15 protein-coding genes are annotated in these 15921 nt (G+C 35.3%); 13 read left to right on the top strand and 2 right to left on the bottom strand.

What is annotated here, in order from left to right; genetic code table 11:
• Window positions 1–5: 5 nt before the first annotated feature.
• The gene (locus OXPF_RS23110; protein ID WP_242854392.1) at window positions 6–1118 is read right to left on the bottom strand and encodes a rhomboid family intramembrane serine protease; all 1113 of its coding nucleotides are present in this window, start codon (window positions 1116–1118) and stop codon (window positions 6–8) included.
• 188 nt (window positions 1119–1306) lie between these two features.
• Here OXPF_RS23110 and OXPF_RS22495 point away from each other — a divergent pair, with 188 nt between their 5' ends.
• From OXPF_RS22495 to OXPF_RS11575, 5 genes are all read left to right on the top strand, one after another.
• The gene (locus OXPF_RS22495) at window positions 1307–1483 is read left to right on the top strand and encodes a hypothetical protein (protein ID WP_160317208.1); all 177 of its coding nucleotides are present in this window, start codon (window positions 1307–1309) and stop codon (window positions 1481–1483) included.
• Window positions 1484–1595: 112 nt separating this feature from the next.
• Window positions 1596–3032 (top strand): FGGY family carbohydrate kinase, encoded by a 1437-nt coding sequence (locus OXPF_RS11590; RefSeq protein WP_160317207.1) that lies wholly within the window; start codon window positions 1596–1598, stop codon window positions 3030–3032.
• Between the two features lie 132 nt (window positions 3033–3164).
• Entirely contained in the window at window positions 3165–4478 is a 1314-nt protein-coding gene (locus tag OXPF_RS11585) for a helix-turn-helix domain-containing protein (RefSeq protein WP_054875366.1), read from the top strand.
• 205 nt (window positions 4479–4683) lie between these two features.
• Window positions 4684–5973, top strand: coding sequence for a helix-turn-helix domain-containing protein (locus OXPF_RS11580; protein ID WP_054875365.1), 1290 nt, complete (start codon window positions 4684–4686; stop codon window positions 5971–5973).
• A gap of 127 nt (window positions 5974–6100) precedes the next feature.
• Window positions 6101–7390: a helix-turn-helix transcriptional regulator gene (locus tag OXPF_RS11575; RefSeq protein WP_054875364.1), complete on the top strand. Its 1290-nt coding sequence runs from the start codon at window positions 6101–6103 to the stop codon at window positions 7388–7390.
• A gap of 71 nt (window positions 7391–7461) precedes the next feature.
• On the opposite strand, the gene OXPF_RS11570 is transcribed toward OXPF_RS11575, so the two are convergent.
• Window positions 7462–8106 carry a DUF7986 domain-containing protein gene (locus OXPF_RS11570; RefSeq protein ID WP_054875363.1) on the bottom strand — a complete coding sequence of 215 codons (645 nt, stop codon included), beginning with the start codon at window positions 8104–8106 and terminating at the stop codon, window positions 7462–7464.
• Window positions 8107–8434: 328 nt separating this feature from the next.
• Here OXPF_RS11570 and OXPF_RS11565 point away from each other — a divergent pair, with 328 nt between their 5' ends.
• The 8 genes from OXPF_RS11565 (at window position 8435) to OXPF_RS11530 (ending at window position 15824) form a co-directional block, all read left to right on the top strand.
• The gene (locus OXPF_RS11565) at window positions 8435–9136 is read left to right on the top strand and encodes a M23 family metallopeptidase (RefSeq protein ID WP_054875362.1); all 702 of its coding nucleotides are present in this window, start codon (window positions 8435–8437) and stop codon (window positions 9134–9136) included.
• Window positions 9137–10024, top strand: coding sequence for a M50 family metallopeptidase (locus OXPF_RS11560; protein ID WP_054875361.1), 888 nt, complete (start codon window positions 9137–9139; stop codon window positions 10022–10024).
• Window positions 10025–10169: 145 nt separating this feature from the next.
• Entirely contained in the window at window positions 10170–12026 is a 1857-nt protein-coding gene (locus OXPF_RS11555; RefSeq protein WP_054875360.1) for a TIGR03960 family B12-binding radical SAM protein, read from the top strand.
• A complete protein-coding gene (locus tag OXPF_RS11550; RefSeq protein ID WP_054875359.1) occupies window positions 12007–12711 on the top strand; it encodes a TIGR03936 family radical SAM-associated protein in 705 nt (234 codons plus the stop codon). Before OXPF_RS11555 ends, OXPF_RS11550 begins: the two co-directional genes overlap by 20 nt.
• On the top strand, window positions 12711–14357 hold the full coding sequence (locus OXPF_RS11545; RefSeq protein WP_083479873.1) for an Rne/Rng family ribonuclease: 1647 nt from the start codon (window positions 12711–12713) through the stop codon (window positions 14355–14357). Before OXPF_RS11550 ends, OXPF_RS11545 begins: the two co-directional genes overlap by 1 nt.
• A 116-nt stretch (window positions 14358–14473) precedes the next feature.
• Window positions 14474–14785, top strand: coding sequence for a 50S ribosomal protein L21 (gene rplU / locus OXPF_RS11540; RefSeq protein ID WP_054875358.1), 312 nt, complete (start codon window positions 14474–14476; stop codon window positions 14783–14785).
• Between the two features lie 52 nt (window positions 14786–14837).
• On the top strand, window positions 14838–15107 hold the full coding sequence (gene rpmA / locus OXPF_RS11535) for a 50S ribosomal protein L27 (RefSeq protein WP_054875357.1): 270 nt from the start codon (window positions 14838–14840) through the stop codon (window positions 15105–15107).
• Window positions 15108–15221: 114 nt separating this feature from the next.
• On the top strand, window positions 15222–15824 hold the full coding sequence (locus OXPF_RS11530) for a Spo0B domain-containing protein (protein ID WP_054875356.1): 603 nt from the start codon (window positions 15222–15224) through the stop codon (window positions 15822–15824).
• Window positions 15825–15921: the final 97 nt, after the last annotated feature.

Genomic DNA, 15921 nt, shown 5'->3' with positions numbered 1-15921 from the left:
GGTTCTTATTTTTCCGAAGAATTATTAAATCCTGCCATGCTGGCAGATATATAACCACCAAGGAGACCGCCGATGTGTGCATAATTATCTATGCCCGGGGTGATAAATCCATAAAAAAGGTTAAAGCCTAAAACCGCCAGGATATTAAGGCCGGATGAAGTGGAAAAGAGTCCGGGAATTTTTCTTCCTAGAAAGAGGAGGGCGCCAAACATGCCAAAGATGGCCCCTGATGCACCGGCTGAAGGTACGGGTGAAAATACAAGGCTGCTTAAAGAACCTAAAATTGCCGATACAAAGTATATAAATAAGAATTTTTTATTTCCGTATATCCGCTCTACTATGCTGCCTAAATTATACAGGCCGTACATGTTGAAAGCTATATGGGCAAAGCCTATGTGTATAAAGGCTGAGGTTATAAGACGCCAGTATTGTCCGGCCAATATAAGTGAATTAATTTTTATTCCGAAGGACTTAAGCACATCAGGGTTTCTGGTTCCTCCCGCATATTCCATCATAACAAAAATCCCAATATTAATAAGGATAAGTATATATGTAAATACAGGCTTTTTGGATTTAATTATTATCCTGCTGCTTCCTTGTTTGTTTTTTAAAGCAGCATTGTTCATATAAACCTCAAAACTCTCAAAACCATCATAAGAAGGTATGTTAAGCATACATTCATTCAAAATATTATACACCCCTATTTTCATTAGGTCTGATTTATTGGGTGCAGCTATGCTTTTATTCTTAAGGTCAATAACTACAGGAATAAAAGTAGCCTGTAAAACAATGGAATGCTTGAAAAGGCTTAAAAGGATTTTAATTTCATCCTCACTTAAGCCATCCTGACTTACAAAAATATTATAGTAAATAACTGCTTTTCCGCCGGCGGCCTTATATGCGGATAACTGTTTATCCATTATTGTTTTCATATCAAGTGCCTCATTTTTTAATATGTTTTCCGCATCAGTAAAATTGATTATATTCAAGGCTCCCCATTTTTCTTTTATGAAGGAGTATTTTAATATATATTCTGTAAGCCATGGAGTTTCATAGACTGAAAAATTTAAATCTCCGGCTATTTTTTTGGCCGCACAATTTGCAAATATATCCTTCATATAAAAACCTCCAGGGTATCATAAAGATTATGCAGTAAGCATGCTTTTCATTTATTCTATCATTTATGGTATATAGTGGCTATAATATTTATTTTCGATACCACTAAAATTTACCATGATTACATAATAAAAAACTGCAGACTATAACAAATAAGGATAAGTATATATGCTGCTAAAGAGGTGATATTTTGAAAAAGAGGTTTTTAAGAGGTATGGCAACAGGGGCGATATTAGGAGCAACGGCTGGGCTGGCTTTCCTGCCGGGAATAGATAAGAAAGCCAAAGGTATAATTTCAAAGGCCGGAAAAGGCATTTCAGGCTTTGCAGGAGATTTTATTGATGGGGTTAAAAAAATTAACAGGTAAAGTATTTGCAATTTCAGGTCCGGTGCTGCCGGACCTGTTTTTGTGTCATTTTTTTATAAACAGCATATATAATAATGCGAGGATATTATGCTTTGTGACAGGAGGTGAGTTTATGAATTGTACCTTAATGCTTTATTTGGGCATTGATAGCATGAAAGGTATATTTTACGATGATAAAGGAAACGAGATAGAAGCATTTAAGATGCCTTTGAGCTTAAAAGCAGAAGGAGATTATATGGAACAGAATCCCGAAGAGTGGATAGATGGCGTATCAGAAATAATAAGGGAAATGAAATATAAAAACCGGGATTTAAGTATTCAATATATGTCTGTCATTTATCAGCCCGGGACATTTGTATTTGTTGACAGAGCGGGAAAGAACATAATGGGCGCTATAATGCCGGGAGACAAGAGAGCAAAATACCAGTCTGAAATATGCGAAAAAATGTTTAAAAAGCAAGGCAGCAGTCTTTATGCTCCCTGGAACAGTCTGGTATATCCCATAATATTATGGATTAAATACAATAAACCCGATGCATATAAAAGAATTTATAAAATACTCACTCCTGACGGCTATATATCCTACAGGCTGTGCGGAGAGACAGCCATCGATGTTTATTCTGCAGCTTTCTTAGGATACAGCATTAAAAATAACGATTATAATAATAAAATAATTAATTCGCTGGAAATCGAAAAGGGTATATTCCCCAGAGTGTGTAAAATAGGGGAATGCGTAGGGGTAATTGACGGTGAAGCTAAAGAGGAATTAGGGCTGAACACAGATTTGAAACTCTTAATGGGTTCGGGTATAATGCTTCCCATGGCCATGCTATTAAGCCGAAAAGGGATAAAAGGGATGGTATTTGACAGCGATACCTTCAACATATGCTTTGTTTCAGATAATTCAAAAATAAGAAAGCACAGTTTTATTACAAAAATACCTTTTAAGGATAATTCATATATCAATTTTATAAAGGGCAATTACCAGATCCAGTTTTTAAAATGGATAAAAGAAATTACTAAAGAAGAAAATACGGAAGATATAAACTATGCTTTAGGCAGCAGCGGAGTAATCATACTTCCCGAGATTTTTGGAGAATGGGAACATGATTACTGTGATTTAAGAGGAGGTGTCCTTGGTATTCAAAGGAATACATGTATAGATGATATAATCACTTCCTTTTATGAGGCGGCAGGCTTTACACTAAAAAGCAGCATAGAACATAATTTCAGCGATGAAATGCAGGTTGATTATATAGAAGTTATAGGAACTGAAAGAGATAAGCTTCTGTGCAGGGTACTGTCAAACGTAAATTCTGTAAAGGTTTTTATGGGTAATTCCCATAATGACATTATAAAAGAAGCCTTTTATATGGTAAAGGATATGCCGCGGCAGGATTATGACGATAGATTTGAAATGGTTCCTGAGGAAGAGATGAGCAGTAATTATAAAAGGCTTTATTCTCTTCACCATGGTGTCCGTAATTCACTTAAGGATATTTATAAATTAAGGCGGAAATTGCTCAGGCGAACAGATATAAAGCAATAATTTAAAGCATTGCAGCCAAAGGACTGTAGTTTGCAAATGCAGTCCTTTGGCTGTTATATAATTTTTCTTGTATAAATTTTAAGTATATTTTATAATACTATTAAATGAAAAATTAAAGAAAAGGAAATGTTTATGGAAATACTATCTTTAGGAGAAAAAATAAAACAGAGAAGAAAAGAACTTAATATGACACTTAAAGATCTGGCTGGAGAGAAGGTAACACCGGGACAAATAAGCCTTGTGGAATCCGGGAAATCAAAGCCCAGTATAGATCTTTTGGAATATATGGCACAAAAGCTTAAAGTAAGCATTGACAGCCTCTTAGAGACAGAGGAACATCAGGCTGAAAAACTCTGCGAATACTATGCAAAGATCACAGATGCTTCACTTTTAGCTGAAAACTATGAGCAGGCAAGGGAATCCATTAATAAGGGTATGGCATATGCCTTGCAATATGATCTGGAATACTATAAAGGATTAAATGAATTATACACCGGTAAAATTGAATTTGGATACGGAAACCTTGAAACTGCTCAGAGTATGTTTATAACAGCAAATGAGACATTTTTCAGAACAGGCAAAATGAGAAATGTTGTGGAGACTTATATCTATCTGGGGATGACAACCTATGAACTCTCATACTATAATTCCGCACTTAATTTTTATAAGCAGGCTGAGAGAATACTAGAGGAAAATAAAATTATAGACGATGACATATTAATGAACATTTATTTCAATATATCATTGTGCCATTCCAAACTTGGCAATCATAGCGCTACCATAGATTATCTTCTTTTAACCATGGAAAAACTAAAGCAGAAGAATGATAAATATCAATATGGGCAGTCTCTTTTAATGTTAAGCATATCATATAAAAGCCTCAACAGATTTGAGGAAGCTTTTTTATATGCAAATTCTGCAATAAGCGTTTTTAAGGAGTTGAACAATCAGGCATTTTTAGCCCGAGTGGAAACAAATATGGGAGGCATATTGTCTGAAATAGGAAATATAGAAGATTCTTTCAGGCATCTTGAAAATGCATATAAAATCAAGCTGGATACAAATGATAATTCGATAATAAGGACAATATTGCTGATGGTGGACAATCACATAAAGGAAAAGGATTACGATAAAGCATTGAATATACTTCTTGATCTTTATGAAAAATATAATGATGAGTGCTACAAGGAATACCGTCCTTCAATATATCATTACCTCTATAATTTATATTCCATGATAGGGGACATAAAGAGCGCCGAATTTTATCTTTTGGATGCCGTCAAATACCTTCAGAATATGGATATGCCTCTTCAGTTAGCCGACACCTATATAATGCTTGGAGAGTTCTATGGGAAGACAGGCAACAGCGGGGAAGCGATAAATCAAATAAGCAGGGGCATAAACATCTATAAAGAAAATGGCATTATTTTAAACAAAAAAATATAACATATTATGAATCCAGGACGATGTCCTGGATTTATATTTTATATGAAAATTATCCTTGAATTCGATTATTAGAAAACTAAATAGAATATTGTTAAATATTATTTAAAAAATTTCATATTTAGGGAGGAAAAATCAAAGATTTACAGAATATATATGTTAAATTCTGTTAGAGTCATTTTTCAAAATAATATGCAGGAGGTTAAACATGGAAATACTGACACTGGGAAATAAAATTAAAAACCGCAGAAAGGAATTGGAACTAACCTTGAAAGATCTGGCGGGAGACAGGGTAACACCAGCTCAGTTAAGCTATGTTGAAACTGACAAATGCAAACCAAGTCTGGATTTACTCGAATATATTGCCGAAAAACTCGGCCTGGAAATGGATTATCTTTTAGAAAGTGAAAAAAAACAAGTATCCAGATTTTGTGAATATAATATCAAATTATCCAATATAGATATCCTGCAAGGCAATTTTAAAGAAGCAAAAAACAGGATATTATTGGTATTAGAAACTGCAAAACCATATAATCTCAATGAGTATATTGGCGAGGCGGAAAAATGTCTTGGACTTGTATATAAAAATCTTTCTGATTACGATAATGCAAATCGTTATTTCCTGTCTGCCCTGCATAAGTTCTCTCAAATAAACAGCACCACTAAGATAATAGAAACCTATATAGAATTGGGTCTTGTGGCATATCAAAAGAATTACTACAGCTCGGCCTTAGGTTATATGAGGCAGGCTGAAAGAGTGGCGGAAAATTTAGAAGAGATACAGGCAATGCTGGAATTAAAACTTTTATATTATCTCATGATATTGTATGCCCAGGAAAATGATGTTGAAAAGTCTGTTCTTTATGCTGAGAAGGTTACAGAAGCACTGGAATTATACAGAGATAAGAAAAGGTTTGGAAACAAGCTTTTAGAGATGGGAAGAGCTTTTGAGAAACAGAACAAATATGAAAAAGCCATGGAATATGTTCAAGCATCCTCCTGTGTTTATGATGGCATGGACAATATGGACTTCATAGCCAAGATACAAACGGATATAGGCAAGGTTTATACCATGAACAGCGTATTGGAGAAATCCTACAATTATCTTTGCAAGAGTCTGGAAATAAAAAAAGCTATGGAGGATACCTCAATCCCTTTGACTCTTATCGAAATATCAAACAATCATATACTTAAAAAGGATTTTGATAAAGCACTTGAAATAATAAATGAAGCATTAAACATGTCCATAATAGCCGGAAACAGGGAGTATGAAGCTCTCGCCTACAGGCATCTTTTTAAAGCCTATATAGCTAAAGGGGATTATATAAAAGCCGAGGAAAGCATAAGGAGGAGCGCCGATATATTGGAGAGCATTGAATACAACAAAGAGCTTGCCGGGTGCTATATAGATATGAGTGAATTTTACAAGAGAATAAACAGAGAAAAAGATGCGGTAGAATATATAGCCAAGGCAATTGAATTATACCGAGTTCATTAAAGAACTATAAGGCACATCATAAATCCTATTCAACAGATTTTACATCACCATACTGTATGTATAACACTGTAAAATCTTTATTGTGCAATATCTGCATAAAATATTATAGTTTAAGGGGGAAGGGTATATGGAGATTCTTACGCTTGGTGAGAAAATCAGAAGAAAAAGAAAATCGCTTCGGCTCACCTTGAAAGATGTTGCGGGCGATAATGTCACGCCTGCGCAATTAAGTTATGTGGAATCAGATAAATGTAAACCAAGTAAAAGTTTGCTTAGATATATTTGTGAGAAAATCGAGCTTGATATTGAATATGCTCTGGAAAGTGAAAGCGATCAGGCCAGAAAATACTGCGATTATTTCATGCGAGAATATGAATTTTATATAAGACGGGGTGAAACAGAGGAAGCCCGGGCAAAGTTGGAAGAGGTAGAGAAGCTCTCGAAAGAATACGGGCTGGACCGGCACATGGGTATTGTCTGTTACAAAAAGGGAAAAGATTCACTGGATTTAAATGAATTATCAACGGCTGAATATTATACCTATACAGCAATGCAGCTTTTCATGAAACTAAATGAAACCAATTATATTGCAAAATGCTATCATAATTTAGGAATTATAGCGTCGAACCGAAGTTACTACGATGATGCCATTATACTTTTCAATAACGCACTGGATATTACCCAGTCAGCTCATGATAAGGATACTCTTTTCGTATGTGATATATTGTTTAATAAAGCCAGGGTTTATTATTATCAGAAAAACAGCAGCGCCTGCAATAAAACAATAGGGTATATAATAGATGAAATGATGTCCTTGGAACAAAACAAAAGAAATGCCCATATGATTTGTGAAGCAGCATTGATGGTCAGCAATATGGAACAAGCAGAAAAATATATTGAAGAGGCCGAAAATATTTACCAAATATCGGGACAAAAAGAGAAGATAGAATATTTAAATTCTGTAAGATTATTGCTATATGCTAAGTCAAAAAGATTCAATGACTTAAACCAATGCATTTCTAAAATTCATATTGAATTCATAAATGAGAATAACATAAAGATGGCAATTAATATACTGGAGGCAGCAAAAGAGCTGATAGAATCCGGCGATTACCATTATGCCAATACAATTCTTAATTTAATGGAAAAGGTTGAAGTAAAGCAACTGCAGGGATTATACAAGTACTTAAAATCAAAATTGCTTTGTACAAACGACAAGGAATCATCAATCAATTATTTTATAAGCAGCTTAGAGCAATTAGACAACAGGGATAACAGGAATATATGCATTGAAATTGCCGATTATTTAGGCAGTATTTATAAAGAAAAGAAGAGCTACTCAGAAGCTCTGCACTATTTTAAAATGTGTGCAAAGCTGTATAATAAAGATAATGGACTTATCAGCAATATTTCCTGAAGAAAAACACAATAAAAAAGAGCGTATCTGAATTTCTATTTAAGAGTACATGATACGCTCTCTTTTAGCATTTATATGTGAAAATTAAGAAAGTATCGGTGTATAACAAGGCTGTTGCTGTCAATAAACTTCTGAATGGGTACGTTTTTATGGAACTTATTATACATTCGATATCTTTCTTTAATATATTTTTCCGTTTCTTTAAGGAGGTTATTAGACATTATAGAGTAGCCGGGCAATAAAATGCTTTTATTGTTCATGGTGACAATTCTTGTGAATATGCCTGAATATCTTTTTACATATCGATTTAGTCTGTTATCCCGTATACATATCTTTTCTTCGGAGAATACATCCTTTACAAGAAGTCCGTTTTCCTCGGTGCCATGTACCTGATACAAGCCTTCATATGTATTTCTAAGATTCATCAAGGTATCTTTTTCAAAATTATTCAAGGCCATATTATTGTTTATACATTCTAATAAAGAATTTCCGTTGTGAAGCTTGTAGGAAAAAATAAGCCATTGTATGAAGGGTTTATAATTCAAATTCACTTTTGACCTGTTTACACTGTCAAAATATTTTCCAAAATATATGCGCTGCGCCATTTCTATTTCCCAAGTAAGGTCCATATCTTTTATATAGTTCACTATTTCATTGCCAATCCTGTCGTAGGACCTCAAAAGGCGTTCCTCATCAAAATTAATAATATCACCCAAAATTTCACTTCCTTTTCAAGTTTATGTACATAAAGGGTATTTTAAATTTCATTTTGCTTCGTATATAGTATTTCATTGCCTTTTATTTTTATTTAACTTTTTATATTAATTTATTTATATTTTATGAATGGTTGAGGCTTCAAAATACTACACATATATGCTGTAATAAAAACTTTCACCAATAAATATAAATGTATTGAATAAGTACTTCATAAAAGCCTTTAACAGAACTTTGAATTAAAAATATTAAGGACGGTGTAAAAAAATGGAGAGGAACTTTGGATTTAACAAAAATAACAGCTATGTAAACAGGGTAAGGAGTTCGAAAATGAGAACCATTAAAAAACCTGACATAAAAACCTTGGAAAATATGGCAAACCAGCTTATTGTGAGCGCTGTAATAATCCTTTTAGTAATAGTTTTATCTTCCATACAAAATCCCATGATTGCAAGAGTCATAACTGGTGTCAAATGGGTGGTAGGGACAGATTACGATTTTAAGACTGCGGCACTAAGCTTCAGGAATAATTTGTTCGCCGGTGCCGACAAAGAATCCCAGGCTGCCGGAAATATGGGAGAATTATCGGGGAGGACCGAGGCAATAGATGCACAGGCGGCATATATATCATCCCTTATGATAATTCCTGTTGAAGGGAAAATAACTTCCCCCTTTGGTTTAAGGATAAACCCCATAAATAAAAAGCAGGAGCAGCATACAGGGATAGATATTGCAGCAGAAAATGGCGCCCCCATTAAAGCTGCACTTGACGGAGTGGTAATAAAGACAGAAAACAACGACCAGATTGGCAAGGCAGTGACCATTAAACATGAAGGAGGTGTAGAAACCCTTTATGGGCATTGCTCGGAGATTTTGGTAAGCGTTAATGATGTTGTCAAAAAAGGAGATCATATTGCCAATGTAGGCGATACAGGCCAGGCTACGTCTTATCATCTTCATTTCGAAATAAGAAAGGACGGAAACGCCATAGATCCGATAAATGTTATTCCGGATATGAAGGAGCTTGAATAGGTGGGGTATTTTAAAAAGCTGATTTCAAAGATAAAACTTAATAAATATTTCGGTGCCTTAATTATTTTATGTGCTTTTACAGGATTTCTTAAAGAAATGGCACTGCTTTTTTTCTTTGTGACCTTTCATGAGCTGCTTCATTGCATTACCGCCATAGCTTTCGGATTAAGGGTAGAATCAATAGAGTTGTTCCCCTTCGGTGGAGTAGCAAAGATAGATAATCTTGAAGGGGCAAGGGCATATAAGGAGATAATAACGGCCTGTGCCGGTCCCGCAGGAAATGCTGCAATTGCAATGATATTTTTGATACTCGATAAATACGGCGTGAAAATACCGGACTACAACTATATCATGGACATAAATATTTCCCTTGCTCTCTTTAATTTGCTTCCCGGCCTGCCTTTAGACGGAGGGAGAATGTTAAGAGCGTCCATGAAATATTTTATAGGTTTTAGGAAAGCTACAAGGACAGCGGTAATGGCAGGCAAGATTATTGCCGTATTGCTGTTTTTAACAGGGTTCATATCCTATTTTTTCACTGATTTGAATTTAAGCCTGATTTTGGTTCCTTTCTTCGTTTACTTTTCAGCAGAAAATGAGGAGAAAAGCATAATGTACACCATAATGAAGGATGTGGTTTCAAAAAACCTTCATATAACGGACAGCGGCATCATGGAAGCTTATGTATTGTGTGTCTATGAGGACACCAGGGTAAGGGAAATATTAAAACATTTCGACCTTCATAAATATCACATCATATTTTTAATAAACAGGGATTATGAGATACAGGCCCTTTTAACAGAGGCTCAGATAATGGAAGGGTTACAGAGCCATGAAGGGGATATCACAATAAAACAGTTGTATATAGAAGGTGCATTTAAGGATTAGCTTGAATGTACCTTCTGTATATGCAAAATTATTTAATATGTGAAAATATATGTCTGTGGAAGGAAATGATAAAATATAGTATGATAATGTAAGAAAATTATAAAAATAATATGTAATGAGCTAAATGTCAGTCAGGAGGATAAAAATGGTGGTAAACTTGCCCGATGAAGTTTTATATAAAGTGGAAAAACCGGCAAGGTATATAGGAAATGAAATGAACAGCGTTCATAAAGAGCCTCAAAGTGTCAAAATAAGGTTTGCGTTTTGTTTTCCGGATGTTTATGAAGTAGGAATGTCCCATCTTGGTATGAAAATACTTTATCACATGTTAAATGAAAGAGAGGACACTTACTGTGAAAGGGTATTTGCTCCATGGACGGATATGGAGGAGCAGATGAGAAAAAGGGATATACCCTTGTTTGCGCTGGAGTCAAAAGAAGCAGTTACGTACTTTGATTTTGTGGGATTTACCCTTCAATATGAAATGAGCTTTACAAATATAATAAATATGCTGGACCTTGCAAAAATACCTATAAAAGCAACTGAACGAAAAGAGGAAAATCCTTTTGTAATATTAGGAGGCCCCTGTGCTTACAATTCCGAGCCATTATGGGAGATAGCGGATATTGTGGTTTTAGGTGAGAGTGAAGAAGCCCTAAATGAATTGATGGATTTGTATATAAAATGGAAAGAAAACAATAAACCCAGAAAGGAATTTTTAAAGGCGGCTTCTTCATTGAAAGGCGTATATATACCTGCCTTTTATGATGTTGAATATAACGATGACGGTACCATAAAGAAGCTTTTTCCAATAGATGAGGCTCCTCAAACAGTTTCAAAAAGATTTATAAAAAGATTGGATGATTCATATTTTCCAAAGGATATAATAGTACCCTATACCGAAATAGTCCATGACAGGATAATGCTGGAGGTGTTCAGAGGCTGCACCAGAGGCTGCAGATTCTGTCAGGCCGGTTTTATATACCGCCCCGTAAGGGAAAAAAGCAGAAAAAAATTGATGTCTGATGCAGCTTCTTTGATTGAAAATACAGGTTATGAAGAGCTGTCCTTGACATCTTTGAGCATTTGCGATTATTCCGATATAAAAGGCCTTGTGAATGACCTTATAGAAAATTATGAAGAAAGCAAGGTCGGTATATCACTGCCATCCCTTCGAATCGATTCTTTTTCCGTTGATTTAATCAATGAAATACAAAAGGTGAGAAAAACTGGCTTAACCTTTGCACCGGAAGCCGGAAGCCAGAGGATGAGAGATGTAATAAACAAGGGTGTAACGGAGGAAGACCTTATGAAATCCACTTCCGATGCATTCAAATTGGGGTGGAGCAATATAAAACTCTATTTTATGATAGGCCTGCCTGGCGAAACCTTTGAAGATATTGAGGGTATTGCTGCCTTAGCATACAAGGTGATGGATGAATATTATAAAGTTCCAAAAGAACAGAGGAAAAAGGGGTTGAACATCACCGTAAGCACCTCCTCATTTGTACCCAAAGCCTTTACTCCTTTTCAATGGGAGCCTCAAAATACAATGGAGGAGCTTAAAGAAAAACAGTATTTCCTGAAGAATAAAATAAAATCCAAGCAGATAACATATAACTGGCATGCATCGCCGGTTAGTTTCCTTGAGGGAATATTTGCAAGAGGGGACAGGAAACTTTCAAAGGTATTAATTAATGCCTGGGAAAAGGGCTGTAAATTCGACGGCTGGGATGAGCATTTCAAATTCGATTTATGGATGGAAGCCTTTGAAGAATGCGGTATTGATCCTGCATTTTATGCCAATCGCAGAAGGGAATATGATGAAATCCTGCCCTGGGACCATTTAAATATAGGTATACCAAAAGAATATCTTATAAATGAGCATAAAAAATCCATGGAAGAAAACTTAACGACCGATTGCAGGGAAGGCTGCCACAGCTGCGGCATTCTTGAGTTTGAAAAAAGCGGGGTGTGTTTTGATGGCGCGTTATCTTCTTAAGTTCTCTAAAGGATACGGTATAAAATTCATATCCCACTTGGACTTAATGAAATCTTTGCAGAGGGCAATAAGAAGATCGAAAATTCCAATATCATATTCCAGAGGTTTTAATCCCCATGCTGATTTTTCACTGGCCACTCCTTTGGCTGTCGGAACCTGGAGTAAAGGGGAATACATGGACTTAAAGCTTGACTTATCCTTGGATGCTGATGTATTGGAGGAGGAATTAAGAAAGGCACTTCCTTCTGAAATAAAGATAATCAAAATAAAGAACATTGATGATAAGATGCCTTCTTTGATGTCTCTGGTTAAAGCAGCATCCTATGAGGTTACCTTGGTAAATGTTAATGAAAATATTGATAAGGGATTTGTAAAAGAATTTCTGAATATTGATGAGATTAAGGTCTTAAAGCAAAGCAAAAAAGGGGAAAGGATCATTGATATAAAACCCATGATTCGCGAATTATCATTAATAGACATTGAAGGCGGCATTGGACGAATTTTTGCAATGGTGGATTGCGGGAGCACAAGCAATCTAAACCCCGAATTAATAGTAGATGCACTGAGACTAAATATAAAAGGGCTTGAAAACATTGAAATACGAGACATAAAAAAGCTTGAGACCTATTTTAATATAAATAATAAAATAATGACTCCCTTAGATTTTCCGGAGAGTGATGTTTAATGAATGAAATATATATAGATGCAGGCAGAAGTGAATTTCGCGCCGTGGTTTTAGATGACGGTGAATTAGCGGAAATACATATAGACAGGCAGAATAAGGAAGCAGTTTCCGGCAATATATATAAAGGCAGGGTGGAAAACGTCTTGCCCGGCATGCAAGCGGCATTTATCGATATAGGCCTTCAAAGAAACGCTTTTTTATATGTCAAGGATGCCTTGCCATATAATTTATACGGAAGTCATGGCAAAGATGAAATATCTATAAAAAGCATATTAAACATAGGTGATGAAATAATCGTCCAGGTTTCAAAGGAACCATCAGGCGGGAAGGGGGCACGGGTTACCACCCATATAGCCATTCCCGGAAGATTTATGGTATTAATGCCTGGAATAGATTATATCGGCATTTCCAGAAGAATAGAGGATGAAGAAGAACGTCACAGGCTAAAGGATTTAGCCAATAAATTAAAGCCGCAAAATGCAGGGATAATAGTTAGGACTGAAGCAGAAGGAAAGACTGAAGAGGATTTTACGGAGGATATTAACTTTTTATTGATTCTCAGCAATAAGATTTACAGTGAATTCAATGTAGTAAAAGCTCCCCGGCTTTTACATAAAGATATGGATTTGGTGTATAAAAGCTTAAGGGATCTATTTACCCGGAACACAAAAAAACTGGTAATCAATGATTTAAACTCCTATAAAAGAGCACAGGAATTGATAGGTTTTTTCTCCCCAAGCCAAAAAAAGGATATAGAATATTATGAAGGAAGCGCTAATATCTTTGATGCCTACGGCATAGAGGGGAAAATTGAAAAAGCCCTTTCAAGAAAGGTATGGTTAAAGTCCGGAGGGTATATTGTAATAGATCACACTGAAGCCCTTACATCCATAGATGTAAACACTGGAAAATTCACGGGAAGCATAAGTCTTAAGGATACGGTATTATCAACCAACAAGGAGGCTGCAAAAGAAATAGCAAGGCAGCTACGAATAAGGGATATAGGCGGGATTGTCATAATTGATTTTATAGATATGGAAAACCCGGAACACAGGCAAATGGTCGTTGACATATTAAGAAAAGAGCTTAAAAAAGACAGGACTAAAAGCAGTGTTTTAGGTATCACCCAATTGGGCTTGGTGGAGATGACCAGAAAAAAAGCAGGGAAAAGGCTTAATTCAATACTTCAAAAAAACTGCCCTCTGTGCCAGGGAAGCGGCAGAATTTTAGATGAAGAATGTATGGTACAAAGACTTGAAAATAAGCTGGAGCAGATTGTAAAGGAATCCGATGCTCCCGGCATATTAATTGAGGTTAATGATGCAGTAGAACATTATTTGAAAAATTCCTATATAGATTATGCTAAAAGTCTGGAAGACACATACAAAAGAAGAATAATTCTTAAGGGCTTTAGTAATATCGATTATTCAGTAGTCAATATAAAGCTTTTAGATCAAAATGAAATCAATACCGAACATAAAAACCCTGTAAATGAGGGAGATAAAATAGAAATAAGAGCACTTAAATCTAAATATATCAATGCATCTAAAAGGCAGAAGATTATGGATGGAATTGTAAGTGAAGTTTTGTATAATCAAAATGGTGAAGTAGATAAAATAATGGTAGATATAAGTAATAAAGGTTAATTTATTGACACAAAATATCAATTATGATACAATACTTTGGTAAGCCGCACGTGCAGGGTTTTAAAGCGCGCAAGCGTACCCGATAACGGCGAGTCTCTTGTAGAGGAGGTGTTTTGATGTACGCTATTATTGCAACTGGTGGAAAACAATACAGGGTGTCAGAAGGCGACATTATTTACGTTGAAAAGCTTGCAGCAGAAGCAGATTCAACTGTTGAATTTAATGAAGTTGTAGCAGTTTCAGCTGAGGGTAAGCTTTCAGTAGGAAAGCCTAACGTTGAAGGTGCAAGTGTTGTTGGTAAGGTATTAGCCCAGGGAAAAGAAAAGAAAATTATCGTTTTCAAATACAAGGCTAAAAAGGATTACCGTAGAAAGCAGGGTCACCGTCAGCCTTATACAAAGGTCCAGATAGAAAAAATCAATGCATAGAAATTAATCTTAAAGTATTAATATAATACTATTTATCGGGAGGTGAGCAATAATGGCTCATAAGAAAGGGGTCGGAAGTTCCAGAAACGGAAGGGACAGTGAGTCTAAACGCCTTGGGGTTAAAAGAGCCGACGGCCAGTTTGTACTTGCAGGTAACATATTAGTAAGACAAAGAGGAACTAAAATCCATCCGGGGCAAAATGTGGGTATAGGAAGCGATGACACATTATTTGCCAAAATTGATGGAGTAGTAAAGTTCGAGAGAAAAGGCAAAGACAAAAAACAGGTAAGCATTTATCAGACCCAGGAAGCTGCACAATAAGAAAGTACCTGATTATTTAAGGACTTCAGGGCATTATCATTAAGATGATATGCCGAAGTCCTTTTTTAAACCATTATGAAGGAATAATTATCCTTAAAATTGAGGGGTGATTGGATGAAAGCATGTGATGAAATACAATTAAATACCGACACAGAGATAGTCAAATATTTAAGAGAGCAAAGACATGATTTTATGAATCATATTCAGGTTATCTGGGGATACCTGCAATTGAATAAGGCAGAAGCTGCGGCAAAATATATTGCCGAACTCAATAAAAAGTTTGCCGTTTCAGGGATGCTCTTTAAAACCAATAACCCGGTATTGTCTTTATTTTTATATAATTATATAAGAAAGATACAAAAATTCGGCATGGATGTTGATTTAGATATAGATGTGGAGAGCATCGGAGATGTTTTTTTCTTTGATATTATAAAATTGACACAGTTTTTGGAAAAGATTTTTGATGAGGTTATAGAACATACACATAAGCTTAAGGAAAAAATAATTTACATAGATATTTATGAAGAAGACAGGCTTTATTTAACGGTTTCAAATTATAATAATGCTGATGATAATTTTGAATTGCAGGAAGGTCAGAACAATGAAGAATTGATGGATTATTTAAACTATTTGAAAGAAATTGATGCAAAGGTTCAATACAAAACTATGGGAGACTTTATTTTAATAAGCATAGGTTTTTTGAACAGGGAGGCATAGACCTCCTTAAATCATGCTATTCATACAGAGGCTTGATTTAGGAAAAGTGGTGTAATACTTTTTATAAATGCTAATAATACTTGTATATAAATACTTG

Origin of the sequence: Oxobacter pfennigii, from assembly GCF_001317355.1 — a bacterium.
GTDB classification, from domain to species: domain Bacteria; phylum Bacillota; class Clostridia; order Clostridiales; family Oxobacteraceae; genus Oxobacter; species Oxobacter pfennigii.
Note: the sequence above shows the minus strand (reverse complement) of the source record. Positions and strands in the feature narration are given on the sequence as shown.

Excerpts from the sequence above, each read along its gene's own strand:
- OXPF_RS11585 (WP_054875366.1), top strand. The coding sequence starts at position 3,165 with ATGGAAATACTATCTTTAGGAGAAAAAATAAAACAGAGAAGAAAAGAA.
- OXPF_RS11555 (WP_054875360.1), top strand. The coding sequence starts at position 10,170 with ATGGTGGTAAACTTGCCCGATGAAGTTTTATATAAAGTGGAAAAACCG.
- OXPF_RS11530 (WP_054875356.1), top strand. The coding sequence starts at position 15,222 with ATGAAAGCATGTGATGAAATACAATTAAATACCGACACAGAGATAGTC.
- OXPF_RS11575 (WP_054875364.1), top strand. The coding sequence starts at position 6,101 with ATGGAGATTCTTACGCTTGGTGAGAAAATCAGAAGAAAAAGAAAATCG.
- OXPF_RS11565 (WP_054875362.1), top strand. The coding sequence starts at position 8,435 with ATGAGAACCATTAAAAAACCTGACATAAAAACCTTGGAAAATATGGCA.
- OXPF_RS23110 (WP_242854392.1), bottom strand. The coding sequence starts at position 1,118 with ATGAAGGATATATTTGCAAATTGTGCGGCCAAAAAAATAGCCGGAGAT.
- rplU (WP_054875358.1), top strand. The coding sequence starts at position 14,474 with ATGTACGCTATTATTGCAACTGGTGGAAAACAATACAGGGTGTCAGAA.
- OXPF_RS11550 (WP_054875359.1), top strand. The coding sequence starts at position 12,007 with ATGGCGCGTTATCTTCTTAAGTTCTCTAAAGGATACGGTATAAAATTC.
- OXPF_RS11545 (WP_083479873.1), top strand. The coding sequence starts at position 12,711 with ATGAATGAAATATATATAGATGCAGGCAGAAGTGAATTTCGCGCCGTG.
- OXPF_RS11590 (WP_160317207.1), top strand. The coding sequence starts at position 1,596 with ATGAATTGTACCTTAATGCTTTATTTGGGCATTGATAGCATGAAAGGT.
- OXPF_RS11580 (WP_054875365.1), top strand. The coding sequence starts at position 4,684 with ATGGAAATACTGACACTGGGAAATAAAATTAAAAACCGCAGAAAGGAA.
- rpmA (WP_054875357.1), top strand. The coding sequence starts at position 14,838 with ATGGCTCATAAGAAAGGGGTCGGAAGTTCCAGAAACGGAAGGGACAGT.